This window comes from Pontibacillus sp. ALD_SL1 (assembly GCF_017355605.1).
This window is the reverse complement of record NZ_CP062975.1, coordinates 151646-168698: the sequence shown is the minus strand read 5'-3', so window position 1 is coordinate 168698 and position 17053 is coordinate 151646. Positions and strand designations below refer to the sequence as shown.

The following is a 17053-nucleotide window of genomic DNA, read 5'->3' as shown; positions in this document are numbered from 1 at the left end:
AAAGAGAAACCCTTGTGGGCGTCATCCTCTTCGTTTAAGAAGATTCACGCTGATACCTAACCGATAAGCAGTGATCCATTCCCTCGCGTTTTGCGCCAGCATCCCTGTGGTGGAGGGGTTTAAACCTTTGTAAATTAGTTCTTGTTTGATAGCCTTATGTAAAGGGAGGGTATTCAATGAAACTCCTACAATCTTGTGTTTGTTACAAAAGAGATCCACAACTTCTTTTGGAAGCGGTGAATAAACAATGACCCCCATTCCGTGCTCGTGCAGTTCATAAAGCCATTTTTCTTGTTCTAAAGCATACAAAGGCCTGAGAGGAACGAGTAAAAATTTGTACTCGCGTTCCTTGCACCACGCTCCGTTTACATTTTTCAGAGATACGCACTCCCCCCATTTCCTCAACGATCCCACCTCCCCTTTTTCACGTAGTATAGCAATACTTACCATAGAAAAAGAGGGATGACTTCTCCTGAAACAACTCATAATGGGAATAAGGAGGCGATACACCATGAAAGAAACCATCAAAGCGGTACAAAAAAACTCTGAAGGAGACATTACAGCTGTTCAGACGGCGAGCGGTCGTGAGTTATCGATTGAGGAGGCCATCGCCGAAACAGAAAGCGGAAATCTAAAAGGGGTGAATACGGGAGGGACCAGAAATGGGCACAAGACTCTTCGCTCCAACCCTGATGATACAACAGAAAACAATTTAGACCATTTGCCAACGTTTTAACAAAAAGCGAGCCTGTCGGGCTCGCTTTTTGTCGTATTCTCTGAAGGGGGGGACAAAATGATTGTATATAGCATGATAGGCGTTTCGGTATTCCTGATAGGGGTGGGGTTGTGGCATGGATTCTTCAGTACTGACGAAAACGACGAATAGGTCTCCTTTCTTCCCTTTTATCCTGAATATGTGATAAGAGTTGGGAAAGAGGAGGCGATGTGATGTGAATAAATGGGGACAGTGTATGATTTTCGCTTTGGTTGGCCTGGTTATACCGTTACTTCCTGTTTTGTTCTTTTTCCCTGTTGTTGTATTTGCTCTCCCGATCGTTTTGGTCGTTGGCGTGGTCGTGGCCCTGATCATAGGTTTGACAAAGAAGAAATGGCTGGGAGCGCTAGGGTTTTTGGTAGGCTGGACAGGAGGGACGTTTCTTTCATCGACGTTAGCGAAGGATACCCCTTCCAAATCTTGATTTGGTGGGGGAGGAATTCGTTTTTTTAATCTCTTTAAGAAAATAATTAAAAGGGATGTATACCCACCTTTTCACTAGCATATATTAAGAGTATCCAATAGTGAAAAGGAGATCAGAAGATGAGTGAGTTGACGTTAACCGCCAAAATTAAAATCAATCCAACAGATGAAGAGAAAGAAAAGCTAATTTCGACCGTTCGCGCCATCAAAAAAGGCTTAAATTATACGTCTGAGGTGGTTTATCAAACAGGTGAACTCGTTCAGGCTAAACTTCACGAGAAAACCTACCTTCCTCTAAGAAAAGACTACGGATTAAAATCTCAAATGGCACAAAGCGTGATGAAAACCGTCATATCAAAGTATAAATCGATGCAATCGAACGGGATCAAAGACACAAGAGCCGTTTTTAAAAAGTCTGAATACGATCTCGTTTGGAATCGGGACTACTCGCTTGTAAAAGGGTTGTTCTCTTTGAATACCCTCTATGGAAGGATTAAAGTTTCCGCCAAAACGGACGGGATGGAGCGCTTTTTCGACGGATCCTGGTCGTTTGGAACGGCTAAACTCGTCTTTAAAAAGAACAAATTTTATCTGCACATTCCCATGACAACAGAAATCCAAGACGTGGATGAAACCGCCATTCGTAATGTGGTGGGTGTTGATCTCGGTTTAAATTTCCTGGCAGTTACCTTTGACTCCAAGGACAAAACCCTGTTCTTTAGCGGGAAAGCCATCAAAAATAAACGCGGTCACTACAAGAAACTACGCCAAAACCTCCAGAAGAGGCAAACGCCCTCTTCCAGACGAAGATTAAAACAGATTGGCTCACGAGAAAACCGTTGGATCACAGATACGAATCACTGTGTATCAAAGGCACTCGTGGCTAACGCTGGAGAAGGCAGCTTAATCGTTTTAGAGGATTTAGACGGCGTTCGTAACGCCACGGAAAACGTGCGTAAAAAGGATCGCTATGTCAGCGTATCCTGGTCCTACGCGCAGCTTCGTACCATGATCGAATACAAAGCAAAACAGCAGAACGCTAAAATGATCCTGGTGGATCCGAAATATACAAGTCAGCAATGCCCAAAATGCGGTCATACCGAAAAAGGGAATCGAGATAAAAAGCGACACCTTTTCCAGTGCAAAACCTGTGAATACCGATCAAATGACGACCGTATCGGAGCCATGAATCTTCGGGCTAAGGGAATACAGTACCTTTCTGAAGTATCGGTTTAGCATGTCTGAACCGATAGGGGTGTTGTCAACCACCCTATTGTAACGCTACGTTCCAAATAGGAACGATAAAAGGTGGGAGCGAAAGCGTCCGTACCACTGAGCAGTTACAAGCCCCTTCCAAATCTCTGATTTGGTGGGGGTAGTTGACTCCACTGGTTCTTGAGCAAAATTGAAAAAGCATTCCAGGTATTTCAATAAACATTCCCCTTCCGTGAATGCGACCCGCAGGGGTCTCGGCTTTAGAAGGGGAATACAAATAAGGGAAAACGCAGTTTATAACGTGAAATCCTGAGGCAATTCCCCACGTTCTTTCATGATCTGGATCAATTCGTGCTTGCTATATTTGATCTTTAATCTTATGGGCCCAAAAACGACTGGCTTCTTATGGGGATTCAATTGGCGATCATACGCTTCCAAAAAGTCGTTGCGCAGGGATTCGATATGGGTTAGATACTGGTTTCGCCTGTTCTCGCTCCAAAGTTGCTTCTCTTCTACATCTTCAATGATGACGCCATCCAAGTTGATGGTATAGTGATAACTCCCTCTTTCTTCTTTGAATCTAGCATCCAAAATGACGGCAGGTGTATCGTGAAGCTTCCATAACTGGTTGTGGCTCGTTCGGTTATCGTAATAACAACGGTCTCCTTTTTTGAAACGTTCCGTCGGATGTTCTACATAGTGAGGAACGCGGCAAAGGGAAGGGGAACGGGGGATTGATTCTTTTGTTCTAACGTCCAGATTATTGGAAGTGTCTTTAAGGCGGGTCTCTATTTTTTGGATGACTTCATCGAATTCTCTCTCCAGATCTTTCTTAGATACGCGTATCGTTACCGTATCGTTCTCCCATTCGTCTAGTGTGCTTTCCCAGTTTTCGGGCGACTCGTTTGAAAATCCATAAACGTGCCCCTGATAACCGATCACAGTTACGTCGAAAGATTCTTCGCAGCAGTCACACGTGATGGCATCGTGTTCCAAAATTTCATACGCTTCAGGTGTGTTCGTAACCCAATCCCCCTGGTGGTAGCGGTTCATAAGCCTTTCGTAAGATTTTGATTGGACTTCTGTTTTTATATAAGAATCACAAAACGGGCACACGACCCATCCGATAAACGTATCAAACATTCCCATTGTCGTTCCTCCTGTTTCCACATTTTGAACGTAGTGTAGCTTCAAACGAAGCAGAAAACAAGAAAAACATGGAAGGCGGCATAAAAAACGCATCAAAAAAATCGGTTTTTCTGGCACCCTTCTAAAAAAAACCTTTAAGAAATACGAATAAATTTGAAGAAAAAGGAGCAAAACCTCCAGACGCTCCGTTCGAAAATCACGGCATTTACCATGTTTTCCCTTCTAAAACAAGAAAAAACAGTCAACCATGGGAATGATTACTCCTATCTTTTGCTGGACACAGTCCCCTACACTTTGGGACGTAAACACGAAAGGAGTGAATGAGGATGACAAACACCTATCCTGATGATGAAACAATACTAAGAGAATACGCCATTTCCATGATTCGAGGCGCGAAGAAAAACCAGGCAAGACGGCATGTAGCTCTGAAATACAACCAGCCCTCTGATACGGTGAAATTCCGTTTCGAAAGTCTGTTAGAAAGCGATCGGCACCAAATGACCTATTCGTATCTTATAAGCGAGAAAGGGGAAGGACCCGATGTGAACGATATTCTGTTTCTGATTATGAAGGATAAGATTATCGGCACTGGAGTGAAGCCAAAAGCCATGTTGGAAGAAATGGCAGAGGAACTATCGGTTACGGAACCGTACATTAGGAGAATTTGGAATCAGCTTTCAGAGGAGCATCCGTACAACGGACTTCCATATCAAATGATGATTTTCCACGAAGACTGTACGTTGGACATGATAGGAGAAGATTTAAGGCGGAAAATCGAAAACCGTCCTTCCGAATGATGTGCGCGTAACCGCATTTTGCGATCTTTGGCGAATTGTGGCATAATAAAAGGAACAGTTGAAGCAGGGTGGTAGTGGCATCCCCTACATGAAAGGGGGTGATCCCTATGGTTACGTTCGAAGCGTTGCAAACAATTATTCTTTTTGGAACACTTGTCGCAACCGTAATAGGCGTCGCACTATCAAATAGCAAAAAAAAGTAACCCCACCCTGCGCATGAGAAACGACGGGTGAGGTTCTTTTTATGACCGAGCCACTGCTTTCTTGCAGAAACTGTTGTGGCATTCGTGTTAGCAGCACGGATGCCTTTTTCTGTCTTTAGTATATACTATATGAAAACTGAACGCAAATATGATTGGTACATAAAGGAGAAAAAAGCACACAGTGTGTGCTTTTACTATTTCACTCGTCCTCTTCTTCGAATCCTGCTTGTAGTGTTTCGTGAAGCTCATCCCCGTCATAATCATCGATAATGCCGTTCGCCTGAAGGAATAAGAGAATATCTTCGAACATGCCTTTTGCTTTTTCTAATTCATGCTGTGAAGCAATGTCCCCATCACGAACTGCGTCCAGACAATCTTCCACATCTCTTTTTGTGTTTTCAAAACGGCAGTAACTCATGTTAGCCATCGGAATTCCTCCTCTGGATCTCGTTTTTCTTATTATAGGCGGAGGATAAAACAATCTGTCGAAAAAAAGAAAAAACTTTTAAGAGAACCATCTTCTTTTTCGGAAACCCTCATGCTATATTACAGACAGCAGTTGTAGTTCGGAAGAAAACAGAGAGTGAACGAAAATTGCAAGTCTAGGAATGGAAAGATTCGAGGAGGAATTTTTATGTTAAACGGTACAGTAAAATGGTTTAATGCAACAAAAGGTTTTGGCTTTATTGAGCAAGAAGGCGGCGAGGATGTGTTCGTTCACTACTCTGCAATTCAAGATGAAGGCTTCAAAACACTAGATGAGGGCCAGGCGGTTACGTTTGAAATCGTTGAAGGCGATCGTGGTCCTCAGGCAGCGAACGTAACAAAGGCGTAATATGCAAAGTTGGCAGCTCCCTTTCCTGGGAGCTTTTTTTGTGCATTCATATCGTGACGCCCCTTTCATAAAATAGGCAGTAGCACAAAAAGAAAGGACTATGATAATGAACACAAAACAACTCGTTCAAAAAATGAAAGAAGCAAACATCACACTGAAAGACCTAGAACAGACGTACAAGGAAACGATTACCCCTTACCAGTGGACGCCTCTCACATTCCCTTCTTACAACGTTGTCGTAGGTGTGGGTGGAGAAGAACAGGAAATGAAATCGTTTCGGGAACGCTTCAAAGACACGTTGGGCGCTGATATGAGCGATTCTGTGACGTTTTCAGATATTTTCGAATACGAAGCCTACATCGAAAATGTAAACGAATCCACGTGGACGCCGAGTGAATTTCAGGAAACCGATGATCTCCGTCGGATCTGGTACCGAGAGAGGGCTGTTGAAATGAGGATCATCTCAGAAGCAAAAGCGCGCTGCACGACTTGTGAAGACTCTTACACAGCTAAAACGTTTCAATTTTTCCTGCGGATCGAAAGCGAATTGCAGCCCCTTTGTCTCGGGTGTCTGAAAGGGCTGGAATCTCCTCTTTATACAAGGCTGCTGCGCGATCGTTCGTTGCTTCAGGGTTTTTACCTTCTGTTGAAAGGGAAGGAATCTTTATCTTTCACTGTGAACGGAAGCTCGTATAAGGAAAAGGGTGGTCTTTACTGGAAAGACGAGGAAATGATTACCCCTTTTGAAATATATGAAGCTATCGCCGTCTATATCGACAATGAGAAAAATAAAGAGCAAAAAGGGGCCTGAAAAAGGTGGGAGCGCGGTTGCTCCCACCTTTATTTATTCTGATTTGATTTCCACTTCATCATGTGGCGTTTTGTACGTTACATATGTTCCAGCAATCAGATCGTGGATCGATCGTTTATCCTCGCGAACACCAACCATAATGGCGCTTGTCAGCAACAACATCAGGCTTCCTGCTGCTCCGATCACTACGGCGAAGAAAAATTTAAGTGCCAGATCTTCCTCCAGCATAACAGAAGGATTCATGGAGAATAAACTCCCCCCGATCATGCCAGCCCCAACCACGATCCCGATTAAGACAGGCAATCCGTAAACCAGCCCCCCGACGACATTCCGTAAAAGCATCGTGATAATGGTGACGTTTTCTCCTGTTTTCTGAACAATACGGATACCTAAAATCCGCTTCCCGATCACATACCCCTTCCAAAAAACAGGCAAGAGCAGCGCATACAAAAAACTAATCACATCCGTAATATTTCCTCCCCATGTATACGTCGGGTCGTTTTCCACTTTAACGGGATCGAGCCCCCCATATAAAATCACCGATAGAATCATCAACGGGACACCGAGAATGAGACCATCCAATATATTTGCGGCTAAACGCGGCCAAAACCCAACAGCTTCTCTTTCTTCCACATGTATCACTCCCTTTTTTTTCATTCGTTTCCATTTACCCATTCCATAAAAAGGGCATAAATCATTTTTTTCTCGTTTTCGACACGCAACAAGAAGGAGAAACCATGCTACAATACGGAAACGTTTGCGACGGAGGGATCCTTTTGAACTACTTACATAAGGTGATTGACGAACTGAAGAATAAATTTCCCCAATATGAAGAGCGAAACGAACAACGACAGATGTGGGAAACCGTATATAAAAGCATGAAAGAAGGAAAGAAAGTAGCGGTGCATGCCCCGACAGGAACAGGGAAGTCGCTAGGGTATGTGATTCCGTTTATTGCTGTAAAATTGGAAGACCCTGACTTCACGATCACCATTTCCACCTTCACGCTGAATTTGCAGGACCAGTTTGTAAAAGATCTGGAGCTTGGAATCGATCTATTTAAACGCATCGATGAACGGGAAGGAAAAGGGAGGACAGTCCCTCGTTATACTGTCTTGAAAGGGGTAAACAACTTCTTTTGCGCCAAGCGATTCGGGGAGAATGAACCTCTCTTTAAAGAATCAAAACGAAAAGCAGTAGAAAAACGACTAGAAGGGAACAGGGAGTGGACAAGACAAGGGTTGGGTGTTCCATTTAGCGCTTCAGAGTGGGAACTTGCGAAGGTGGAGGGATGTACGAAACGAGAATGCCCTTTCCACAGAGCGTGTTCCTATTTCTCCTCTTATAATGGGCTACATGATAAAGATGTCGTCATTTTGAATCATTCGTTGTTTCTGAGGCGTTTCTATTTTGTTGACCCCTGGAGCAAGCAGAACTACTTTGTGTTTGACGAAGCTCACAAATTAGAGGGCGTATTGATGAGTACCTACACATTTGAACTTGCGACAGGAAAGATCAAAGACTGGCTTGAGCACGGGGCATCGCTTTCCAAGAAATACGGGAGCGAGGAAACCCTCATCGATAAATGGAAGACCTACTTTTTGGAAGATGACCGCTTTCTCCTTTTTGCCAGACTTGAAGAAGCACTCCATGAACGGATGAGGGACAAGACGGCCCTGTTGAAAGATCTGAGGATTCCGCTGCATGAAGCGGAGGATATCCTGAAAGGGCTTATGAGCTGGCATTCTCATATGATTCGCACGTACCTCAATACGGTAGAAACGGACGAACAGAAAAACAATGATGCGTATAAAGAAGAACGAAAAGGCTGGTACTCTAAGCTTATGGATCTAAAAGAGTTTATTGCCCTCACCCATCAGGCGAACCCAAAAGGTGTTTTGTGGGCAGAGAGGCGGGGGGAATCGGTGTTTCTGAAAGTGAGCCCGTCTTCCCTTTCTTCTATCCCGACTCCGTTTACAAAAGGGTGTCTGCTAACGTCAGGGACCCTGGCTGAGGAGGGAACCATCGACGCTTATGCTTCGCGGCTTCGAGTCTCGCTTGATGACGAGGTCGTGCTGCCGTCTCCGTTCCCGCTAAAAAGCCAGACTATGGTCCATCTGGCAGAAGATGTGGATCCGAAGCGGAGCGACTATGAACAAAAGCTCGAATCCTATATATTGGAGATTCTTGGTGCGGGAGAACTGAAAAGTTTTGTCCTGTTTACGAACGAAAGCCTTATGAAACGAATGCAGGGATTGTTGAGCGATCGGATACGCAGACTGCCGAACGCAAAAGACAAGGATGTGGAAATCTGGATTCAACAAAAAACCAATCACCGCGATGTGATGAGGAGTTTTGAGGACCCTGGTGTTCGTTCCGTCTTATTTGGAACACTTGGTTATTTTGAAGGGATTGATCTGAAGGGGGAAAGTTTATCGCAAGTCATCTTAACCCGCTTGCCTTTTTCCGTCCCCACTCATCCCATACAGCAACTCTTAAATAAAGAACACCCGTACTCAAGCTGGGAGGCGCTGGTCCGTTATGAACAGGCTTTTGGCCGATTAATCAGAACGAGCAGGGATTACGGAACGTTCCATATCCTTGATAATCGGGTTCGTTATATGACATCTTTTCTAAACGTGTTTTTGGAAAACGGCATAAAAATAACGTCCGATATGGACGACATTAAAGGGTTTTATGAGGATCAACGGGAGCAGAGATAATCTGCTCTTTTTTGTGCTGGTATACCGATATAACGAGGGCGTTAGAGCCGTTTTATGAAAGGTGAGAGAGGTGGTGACGGTCGTGGTACGTATTTAATAAATCATAGGTAAAGTGGTTATAATCGAGGTCTTTCATATCAACGGAGAAATGGGGATCGATGAGTCCGTCTCGTTTTAATTCATCAGTTGATTGATATAGTTTGGGGACGGAACGATTAAAATCAACAATCATTAAACAACACCGCTCATAGTAGTGGTGTGGTTCATTCTTCTTTTTGCGATGATTGATCGAGTTAAAAAAACTGATGTATCGTTCAAGAGGGGTTCTTTTATGGTGAAAAGACACCTGAAACTGCTTCATCGCTTCTGGATCATATTCATGCGTCGGGATCAAATATACTTCGCCCATTACAAGCGACTCGAGCCTTCTGTGAAGATTTAAACTCTCGGCTACCGTTCTCTCTAGGAGCGTGTCCATATTTTTTGATAAAGAGCTCATTTGACTTCTGATATTGATGGAAAGCATTTTCTCACTAAGAACTTTGCCGAAAACATCCGTTTTATCGAGATGGGCCATCGGACCCCAGGTGATTTTTTCAGGACACGGTTTCAATGGCGGGATGATGACAACATCCTGCCTCTTTTGTTTAAACTCCCCCGTTAGTGTAATCTCTCTTTTTGTTTCCTTGTATCCAGGCGTTATGTAGGAGGAAGGAATCCCCTGGCGCATGAAATCGTGCTTAACGGCATCATGGATTAAATGAATCAAACGTTCAGAACAAATGAGAGCACGTTTGGCCTCTAACCCATTTTTTTTCTTTTTGCCATTGAAGGCGCCAGACGTAATCGCATGTTCCATTTCAAACTTAAACTGTTTTAATGCTTCGTGTATATTCATGGCGCCTCCGATCTGTTAATAAATAAATTTTATATATTTTAATCATCTAAAAGTGAAGGGTAAATAGATAAAATATATAAAAATATAAAATTAACAAAAAGAGGGATGCTATGAAACGAAATATTGTACTATCAGGTCTTATTCTTGGGTTATTTTTCAGTTCGCTTGAACAAACAATTGTAGGAACGGCGATGCCGACTATTATTGGAGAATTAAACGGTTTTGAAGTGTTTGCATGGGTGACAACAGCGTATATGATTGCCTCGACTACCGTTACGCCGATTGTTGGGAAATTAGCCGATCAATACGGGAGAAGATCCCTGTATATGGCGGGGATGATTCTTTTCGTCGCCTCATCGGCTCTCTGTGGGACATCGGATTCGATGGAGGAACTGATTCTGTACAGGGCTATGCAAGGCGTGGGTGGCGGGATGCTGATGCCTCTTTCTCAAACGATCGTAGGGGACTTGTTCAGCCCGAAAGAACGGGCGAAATGGCAGGGCGTATTTGGAGCGGTATTTGGGATAAGTTCTGTCATCGGTCCGTTGATTGGCGGGTTTTTGGTTGATGCGATAAGCTGGCATTCTATTTTTTGGATCAATATCCCATTTGGACTTTTATCAGCCTTTTTAATATGGAACGGGTATAAACATGAAGCCATAGCCCCTGCCCATAAACCAGCGATTGACTATCTTGGGATTGTGACGTTATCCTCTGGGGTTATAGGTCTTCTTGTTGCGCTTACTTTTGAGGATTGGATGTGGCTGTTGCCGAGTGCAGGCAGTTTCCTTTTATTGTTCTTGGTTGAACGAAAAGCGAAGGAACCGATTTTAGATTTTTCTCTTTTTAAAAACCGCGTCTACACGGTCGCGAATGGGCTCGGGTTTATGCTTGGCCTTGGAATGTTCGGGGCGATCCTTTTTGTTCCGATGCTTATGCAGGCGATTTATGGTGTTTCGGCTACGAAGGCAGGTTCAACCATGACGCCGATGATGATCTCTCTGATCCTGGCAAGCATTCTTGGAGGGCGTTTGCTGCTCCTCCTTTCATACAGAGCGGTCCTTGTAACGGGAATGGTTTTGATCGCGGCTGGGTTTTTCCTGATGACCACAATTCATACAGATACAACCTCTGAAGCCATCTACGGAATTATGATCCTGCTCGGTTTCGGAATGGGGATGGTTATGCCGACTCTTACCATCGTTCTTCAAAATGAATTTCCTCCTGAAGTGCTAGGAGCTGTGACCTCATCTTCCATGTTTTTTCGTCAGATTGGCGGGACTGTGGGCATTACGCTTCTCAACGCCAGGATGAACCAGGCTCTCACGTACCAACTTCCAGCGTTCCATCCAGACGATATTTTCCACTCCCTCTTGCATGCCCCTACCTCCTTTTTGAGGGAGTGCTGGCTTGAGGCTTATACATCTGTGTTCCTGATGGGGTCGATATTTATCTGCGTGGGTTGTTTTATGAGCTTAACGATAGGAAAAGGTCGCATCCATCCATAAAACACAATAAAGCCGAACCTCAGTGGCTCGGCTTTATTTCAGGGATTCGAGGTAAGTTTGCAATTCGTCAAAAGACGTGATTTTATGGCTCTTGTGGTAGGTGAATTGGGGGTCTTTCCCGATGCTTGTAAAACGAACCGTGTCTTTAATGGTAACGGACGCTTTTCCTTTTGAATGGGTAAGAATAACATCATAAAGGATCGTGTGGGTCAAAAGGTTTCCGTTTTTGTCAGATGTAAAGTACATGGAAGCCTCTTTAAACACGAGGTGCCCATATTGAGAGAGTGCCGTTTTAAACAGGAATTCAAGGGACAGGGGTACAGAAGTGACCCCTGCTTTTTTATGAGCCCCGTTTGCGCGCTCATCATAGGTGAGTGGGGCGTATGTATAATCTGTTGCTTTCGTTTCTTCCAGATTAAAAGGGGTAAGGATGCGTTCAGTAGGGATAGAATTTCCAGGCGGATGGAGTTCAACCCATGTTTTCGAGCCGAATTCTCCAAAACTCCTGTATGGTTCTTTGAACTTCCTGAAGTTGTCGCTGTTGTAGGTATATAAAACAACACCTGTGTTCTTATCATAAAACAGATGGTTTTTCGTTTGGGGGTTGTATGCGTTTTGCGTATAATGGATCATTTCAACCCACCCTTTCTTCTGGTCCTCCATCACATCCCAAGTCCTCAGTCCGCTATTGATATCCTTTATAAACGTTGCCCGCTCCACATCACTCATGCGATCTTCAATCATATCGTCCACTTTCGCAGTCAACGTCCTCTTATAACGGGATTTTTCGATAGACGTGTAGGTGTTATAAAGGGTATCAAATTCTTCTTTTGCTCCGTCATGATCGATTTCCGCAGAAACGGGCTGGTCTGTGGACGTTTTTCCAGAACCCGTCGACTGGTAGTCATCATTAACCCACTGCGCACTTTCTGGTTCAGAGCATCCCGCCAGAAAAAGAACGCCCGTTACAGTGATCGGTAAAAGCCACTTTTTCATCTTCCGTCACCCCCGTATCCCCGTAATATGAAGAAAAACAGATAGAAGTCAAGAAAAAAGGGCGATAGGTTGTTTAAAGGGTTCCTCCTTTTTTCCGTGAATGGGTAAAAGAAAAATAAGGGAGGGATTTAAATGTTTCGTGCCATAGCGACTGTTTGCCGCGCATTTATATATTTCGCCATGCACCCGTTACATCTTCTTATAATGGACGCAAAAACATATGAGGAAGAACTGACAGATCGGCTGAAACCAAAACGCGAATTTACCGTACCTGCTTTTCTGTTTCATTTTTTTTCCTATGGATTGGTCCTGGGGATGATCGGACTCATTGTGATCACCGTCCAAACCTGTTAGGGAATGAATGGGGTTTAAACATCCATTCGAAAACGATTGACAACCCTCCATATTCCTCTATAACGATCACAACAATCCTTAGGAGGAATGACTATGGAAATGACACTTTCTTGTAACTTTGATCAGCTGGTAGACACGTTGTTTGAAGTGGATCACTTCGACACATTCAGGTTGGACATGGACCCTCATGACAACCCTGTTATCCGTATCACCATGAATAAAAAGAAGTACATGGTGATTGAAAACGGTTCAGGATCTGGCTGGTCACTGTTTCAAAACGATGAGCATGTGACAAACGGGTGTTATGTGGAAGAGCTTCTTCTTATATTAAAAGGGATGTTTTACGCCACTCGCTATTAAGCTCCTAGATTGTTAAACATACGAAATTATGAAGCTTTTTAAAGTTCCCTCACTCTGATGCGGAACTTTTTTTCATAGCAGGATTTATCCATCCGCTTTCTAAATGGAGATTCAAAGGGGAGGGATGGGGATGATCCTGAACACAGAGGAATTAGAAGAAACAGGGTTTTATGACTGAGGAAAGAAACAGCCTTCAGGCTGTTTCTTTTTGCTTTAGAGGATGAAGGGAGGAGGCGGTGGTGTGAAACGATTATTTGGAATAGGAGATGCAGGAATGATCCTATTTCTGTTGGTGAACCCTGATGTGTTACTGGCTCTAACAGCAATCGGGTGTTTTATTACAGGGATCAATCTTGTTCGATTCAGACTAAACAAGAAGCGGCTGAACGATTGTTATGTGTACTCCTATTGGCGGAAGGGTGAAGCGATTGAAATCCATTACAATCCCGTATGGTTCTTTCATTGGTACAGAGGGGAAACGGTACTAGGGTTTCGTCATGGAGCGGTTCAGGAATTGGAAGAAAGGTACCCTGATAAACGAATCCTTGGACGAACCATGACCTTAAACCGACTGAACGAAGACTCCTTCTGCACACGTATAGGCACGCTTGCTCCCTGGCGACGTTTGACTGCCCTTGTTCCATCGCTGATTGTCACAACGAGCAATCTGTGCAACCTATTCTCGTTTTCTCTCACTCGAAAACTCTTCCTGATCCTGTTTCAAAATCCTTTTGTGCTGTATCAATACAAATCGGAACCTGAAACCATTCACGATCCCACTCGTAGAAAAAGGAAGAATAAAGAGAAGGAATAACTGAATGTATGATAGGGTCACAAAAACAGGAGGTGATTGGATGATTTTCGTGTATCTGTTTGGGGGATTGCTTCTTCTTCACCGAGCGAAACACAACCACAATGATTTCCAGGATTTTCAATAGAAAGAGCAGAGAGGCCAAACGCCTCCCTGCTCTTTATGCTGAATAATAGAAAACGGGTTCATGCAAGGAAAGCGCCTGTTCGAGAAACGCTTTTACATCGTTTAATTCTTCCAGGCATCGTTCCTTATGAAACGGGACCGTTTCTTCAATCGGAGGACCGATAAGCTTTCGCAAAAAGCTTACGAGGACCATTCGTTTTGTAGAAAGCGAAGAAACGTTCGTTTTTTTTACTTCTTCTATCATTTCCTCTAAACGTTGAATAGCTTCTATAATATCCCTTTCGCTGACCATTTTCACACGATCCTGATTTTCTTTGATTTCGATGACGTGCGCAAGCCCTTTCCCGATACTCGCAAGAAGAACATTGTCCAATGCATCTTCTTTGTACGAGCTCCTGAGACCTGCAATCATGCGATTATTTTTCCCCTCGACTAGTCGGATATCAATACCCAATAAGAACACTCCTATCTTGTGAGTTGACCCTATACCGTATGAGTCGAGAGAATTGTCCTATGACAAAATGGCATAAGAAAAAAGCAAAGGGGCCCTTAACGGGTTCGGTTTTGGAGCACAAACAATAGAATAACACACCAAATAGAGGTCCAATTCGCATAGGAATTGGACCTCTTGTTTTTCCTGATATTAAAGGGTTTTTGCTATATTCGCACGCAGATTCGCACTATATTTCGCAATACAATTCGCAGGAGTCTGCTAGCCAACAGACTCCTGTGAATTGGGGTGCTAAAACGTATGCGAATTGGTTATACTAATCTTAGTGCGAAATTAATAGGAGCGGTGATAAATGAAGTTTATTAAACCGAAGAACTTAAACTCAGAAAACGTTGATTGGTTGATATCTGAACGGGCTAGGGCAGTCGTGAAAAGTTATGCTGAGTACACGGAACATACCGAAAGCGAAATTGTGAATGAATTCCTCCTAAATATCCTGGAGGATGAAGATTTTATTGAGTGGATTGATAGCAAACGAAACAATCGCAGACTCATTCAACAGCTTGATATAGAAGATAGGGTTGTGGCGAAGTAAATGGCAACCTTCAAACGTCTCGCTACCAAAGAAGATAACGTAATGAACATTCTTTCTCCTCTTACCATTGCTGAAATTGAAAACCGAAACAGAGATTATCAACGACTGACTCCCAAGCAATTTGGTACAAGGCATAGTGAGTTATTGTATCAGCCTATTCGATTTAGGTTACATGGAATCGAACACCAAATTCAATACAACCATTGCGGGAATCCATATTGCTTATGGCACGGAACATCTCAAGTGAAGTTCGAGACCAAAAGAAAATCCAGCCGATATCGTTTAACAGGATCAGGGACAGAAAAATCCATTAAATGCAATGATGCTCCCACTGGATATAAAGGCGGGGCTGTACTAGGATGTTATACCAACACTCTATCCAACTGGTCAATAGCAGAAGAAATTGAACGATTAGTTCGTATCAATTCTGTTCGAGAGCAAGAGCCACATTATACCTTCCATAAAGAGGACTGCGCCGTTTATGGGACCACACCTTCTCATAACCCGAAAGAATTCTATAAAAGAGGTACCAGCAAAGCGAAATCAAAACGCTATCAATGTAAAACATGTAAGAAATTCACAAACGTCCTGCCCAAAGGGAGGCAAGCTATCACTTATCACCAACAAAGGAGCGACATATTGCCCTTGTTTATGAGGTTGTTATTAAGCAGAGTTCCGATCACAAGAACTTGCGAGATCTTAGAGATAGGGAGAGGCACCTACTATGACAAGCTGGAATTTCTCTATCGCAGATGCTTGGAATTCTTAGAAAGACACGAAACAAAGCAACTTCAAAAGAAGGTGTTTACGGAGGCGTGGATTAATACTGATAAGATGACCTACTTTCTTAACAACGTTCGTCAAAAAGGTATGGGCGGAAGTCATTATAGTGATGTAGAAGAAAGTCAATTTCCTACAAATGTGGTAGTATCATCTGACGTTCATAGTCGGTATGTTTTCCGTTCGGATGTAGCTTATGATTGGACGATATCACTTGGAGACGTAGCGTTAGACACAGTGTTACAAAAAGAGGACCATCTCAATGAATTTGCGAAAAAGAACGCTCGATTCCCAAGGTATTCTCACTTTCCGCAGCCACCGACAACCAATGATACCCAGGATGATGCACAATTTCGTGCTGAGATGTCCAGGTTTGACCGTAGATCTCAATACATGGACGGACTCCAAGTAGGGGCTACTTACACCACCATCGCTCATCTGTGGCTCATCAAACAGCTTGTAAATGCTCAAGAATGGCGATTCGTTACAGATGATGACTCATCTATCGCAACGTCGATAAACCGTGTCTTCGCAAAAGAGATAAAACAATCGGATGCCCATCATTTTCTCTGCCAAGCAGATAAAACAAAAACAAGAAAGCAAGCTCGTGAAGAATTTGTTGAGGCTAGATTGGATTTGCTGGATTGGGGGAGCAAACGAGACTACGATACAAACTCTTTGAAGAAACTTGCGTTTTTACAACTAGAAGAATTGTTTCAACACCACTGTTTTCATAAAGAGGTAACGACATTGACGGGCACACATTTTGAATTCGCTGATAATCCTATTCAACATCCGCTAGCCACCATAGATAAAGGTAGACGCTGGGTTGACTGCAAGACAAATCTTTCTGCTTTGGAACCAAAAGAAATTGCCAACATGATAATGAACGTCAATGATAACGCCACCAACACTTTTATACAGCAGATACGCAGACGTCTATCTATTCTTGAAAGACCGCTCACGACAGCACGTGGTGATGGCAAGAGCTATATTTACTCCAATTTTAATCCCAAGTACGCTCAAATGGCGATGACGATCCTAAGGACCTATTACAACTTCTGTTTCAAAACTCGCGTAGGAAAGGATTTATTAACGCCTGCTCAGCGTCTTGGTATTGCTCAAAAGCAATATACGATAAACAACATAATATATATGCAGTAGGCACAAAAAAAGACCGAATGATTGCTCAATCGGTCTTTTTGGCTTAGGTACTATCTTATTCAACTAAAGCACCCGTTTG

Annotated in this window: 21 protein-coding genes; 14 read left to right on the top strand and 7 right to left on the bottom strand. The window is 43.4% G+C overall.

Annotation, left to right across the window (positions count from 1 at the left end; genetic code table 11):
- Positions 1 to 21 precede the first annotated feature (21 nt).
- Entirely contained in the window at positions 22 to 405 is a 384-nt protein-coding gene (locus tag IMZ31_RS19895) for a hypothetical protein (RefSeq protein WP_207531276.1), read from the bottom strand.
- Between the two features lie 106 nt (positions 406 to 511).
- Between IMZ31_RS19895 and IMZ31_RS19890 the strand changes: the two genes are divergently transcribed.
- From IMZ31_RS19890 to IMZ31_RS19880, 3 genes are all read left to right on the top strand, one after another.
- Positions 512 to 736, top strand: a complete 225-nt coding sequence (locus IMZ31_RS19890; RefSeq protein WP_207531275.1) for a DUF3892 domain-containing protein — start codon at positions 512 to 514, stop codon at positions 734 to 736.
- A gap of 214 nt (positions 737 to 950) precedes the next feature.
- Positions 951 to 1199: a hypothetical protein gene (locus IMZ31_RS19885; RefSeq protein WP_207531274.1), complete on the top strand. Its 249-nt coding sequence runs from the start codon at positions 951 to 953 to the stop codon at positions 1197 to 1199.
- Between the two features lie 119 nt (positions 1200 to 1318).
- Positions 1319 to 2434, top strand: a complete 1116-nt coding sequence (locus IMZ31_RS19880) for an RNA-guided endonuclease InsQ/TnpB family protein (RefSeq protein ID WP_207531273.1) — start codon at positions 1319 to 1321, stop codon at positions 2432 to 2434.
- Between the two features lie 273 nt (positions 2435 to 2707).
- On the opposite strand, the gene IMZ31_RS19875 is transcribed toward IMZ31_RS19880, so the two are convergent.
- Complete coding sequence (locus IMZ31_RS19875) at positions 2708 to 3562, bottom strand: hypothetical protein (protein WP_207531272.1); 855 nt, start codon at positions 3560 to 3562, stop codon at positions 2708 to 2710.
- Positions 3563 to 3888: 326 nt separating this feature from the next.
- Between IMZ31_RS19875 and IMZ31_RS19870 the strand changes: the two genes are divergently transcribed.
- Both IMZ31_RS19870 and IMZ31_RS24510 read left to right on the top strand, forming a co-directional pair.
- Positions 3889 to 4359, top strand: coding sequence for a hypothetical protein (locus tag IMZ31_RS19870; protein WP_207531271.1), 471 nt, complete (start codon positions 3889 to 3891; stop codon positions 4357 to 4359).
- Positions 4360 to 4466: 107 nt separating this feature from the next.
- Positions 4467 to 4562: a putative holin-like toxin gene (locus IMZ31_RS24510; protein ID WP_242705752.1), complete on the top strand. Its 96-nt coding sequence runs from the start codon at positions 4467 to 4469 to the stop codon at positions 4560 to 4562.
- A gap of 199 nt (positions 4563 to 4761) precedes the next feature.
- Here IMZ31_RS24510 and IMZ31_RS19865 read toward each other — a convergent pair whose 3' ends face one another.
- Positions 4762 to 4989: a hypothetical protein gene (locus IMZ31_RS19865; RefSeq protein ID WP_207531270.1), complete on the bottom strand. Its 228-nt coding sequence runs from the start codon at positions 4987 to 4989 to the stop codon at positions 4762 to 4764.
- 207 nt (positions 4990 to 5196) lie between these two features.
- Here IMZ31_RS19865 and IMZ31_RS19860 point away from each other — a divergent pair, with 207 nt between their 5' ends.
- Positions 5197 to 5397 (top strand): cold-shock protein, encoded by a 201-nt coding sequence (locus IMZ31_RS19860; RefSeq protein WP_207531269.1) that lies wholly within the window; start codon positions 5197 to 5199, stop codon positions 5395 to 5397.
- Positions 5398 to 5503: 106 nt separating this feature from the next.
- Complete coding sequence (locus IMZ31_RS19855) at positions 5504 to 6208, top strand: hypothetical protein (protein ID WP_207531268.1); 705 nt, start codon at positions 5504 to 5506, stop codon at positions 6206 to 6208.
- 33 nt (positions 6209 to 6241) lie between these two features.
- Here the strand turns inward: IMZ31_RS19855 and IMZ31_RS19850 are convergent, their stop codons facing one another.
- Positions 6242 to 6841: an RDD family protein gene (locus IMZ31_RS19850; protein WP_242705751.1), complete on the bottom strand. Its 600-nt coding sequence runs from the start codon at positions 6839 to 6841 to the stop codon at positions 6242 to 6244.
- Between the two features lie 104 nt (positions 6842 to 6945).
- On the opposite strand from IMZ31_RS19850, the gene IMZ31_RS19845 reads away from it, so the two are divergent.
- On the top strand, positions 6946 to 8931 hold the full coding sequence (locus IMZ31_RS19845; protein WP_207531266.1) for an ATP-dependent DNA helicase: 1986 nt from the start codon (positions 6946 to 6948) through the stop codon (positions 8929 to 8931).
- 52 nt (positions 8932 to 8983) lie between these two features.
- On the opposite strand, the gene IMZ31_RS19840 is transcribed toward IMZ31_RS19845, so the two are convergent.
- Positions 8984 to 9829, bottom strand: a complete 846-nt coding sequence (locus IMZ31_RS19840) for a hypothetical protein (RefSeq protein WP_207531265.1) — start codon at positions 9827 to 9829, stop codon at positions 8984 to 8986.
- 110 nt (positions 9830 to 9939) lie between these two features.
- On the opposite strand from IMZ31_RS19840, the gene IMZ31_RS19835 reads away from it, so the two are divergent.
- Positions 9940 to 11337 carry an MDR family MFS transporter gene (locus IMZ31_RS19835; protein ID WP_207531264.1) on the top strand — a complete coding sequence of 466 codons (1398 nt, stop codon included), beginning with the start codon at positions 9940 to 9942 and terminating at the stop codon, positions 11335 to 11337.
- A 33-nt stretch (positions 11338 to 11370) separates the two neighbouring features.
- Here the strand turns inward: IMZ31_RS19835 and IMZ31_RS19830 are convergent, their stop codons facing one another.
- Positions 11371 to 12333 carry a hypothetical protein gene (locus IMZ31_RS19830; protein ID WP_207531263.1) on the bottom strand — a complete coding sequence of 321 codons (963 nt, stop codon included), beginning with the start codon at positions 12331 to 12333 and terminating at the stop codon, positions 11371 to 11373.
- A gap of 132 nt (positions 12334 to 12465) precedes the next feature.
- Between IMZ31_RS19830 and IMZ31_RS19825 the strand changes: the two genes are divergently transcribed.
- The 3 genes from IMZ31_RS19825 (at position 12466) to IMZ31_RS19815 (ending at position 13861) form a co-directional block, all read left to right on the top strand.
- Positions 12466 to 12687 carry a hypothetical protein gene (locus IMZ31_RS19825; RefSeq protein WP_207531262.1) on the top strand — a complete coding sequence of 74 codons (222 nt, stop codon included), beginning with the start codon at positions 12466 to 12468 and terminating at the stop codon, positions 12685 to 12687.
- A 93-nt stretch (positions 12688 to 12780) separates the two neighbouring features.
- Positions 12781 to 13047 (top strand): hypothetical protein, encoded by a 267-nt coding sequence (locus IMZ31_RS19820; RefSeq protein ID WP_207531261.1) that lies wholly within the window; start codon positions 12781 to 12783, stop codon positions 13045 to 13047.
- A gap of 241 nt (positions 13048 to 13288) precedes the next feature.
- Positions 13289 to 13861 carry a hypothetical protein gene (locus IMZ31_RS19815; RefSeq protein ID WP_207531260.1) on the top strand — a complete coding sequence of 191 codons (573 nt, stop codon included), beginning with the start codon at positions 13289 to 13291 and terminating at the stop codon, positions 13859 to 13861.
- A gap of 157 nt (positions 13862 to 14018) precedes the next feature.
- Here IMZ31_RS19815 and IMZ31_RS19810 read toward each other — a convergent pair whose 3' ends face one another.
- Positions 14019 to 14438, bottom strand: a complete 420-nt coding sequence (locus tag IMZ31_RS19810; protein WP_207531259.1) for a hypothetical protein — start codon at positions 14436 to 14438, stop codon at positions 14019 to 14021.
- 349 nt (positions 14439 to 14787) lie between these two features.
- Here IMZ31_RS19810 and IMZ31_RS19805 point away from each other — a divergent pair, with 349 nt between their 5' ends.
- A complete protein-coding gene (locus tag IMZ31_RS19805; RefSeq protein WP_207529941.1) occupies positions 14788 to 15030 on the top strand; it encodes a hypothetical protein in 243 nt (80 codons plus the stop codon).
- A complete protein-coding gene (locus tag IMZ31_RS19800) occupies positions 15031 to 16974 on the top strand; it encodes an insertion element protein (RefSeq protein ID WP_207529940.1) in 1944 nt (647 codons plus the stop codon).
- The last annotated feature ends 79 nt before the right edge of the window (positions 16975 to 17053 follow it).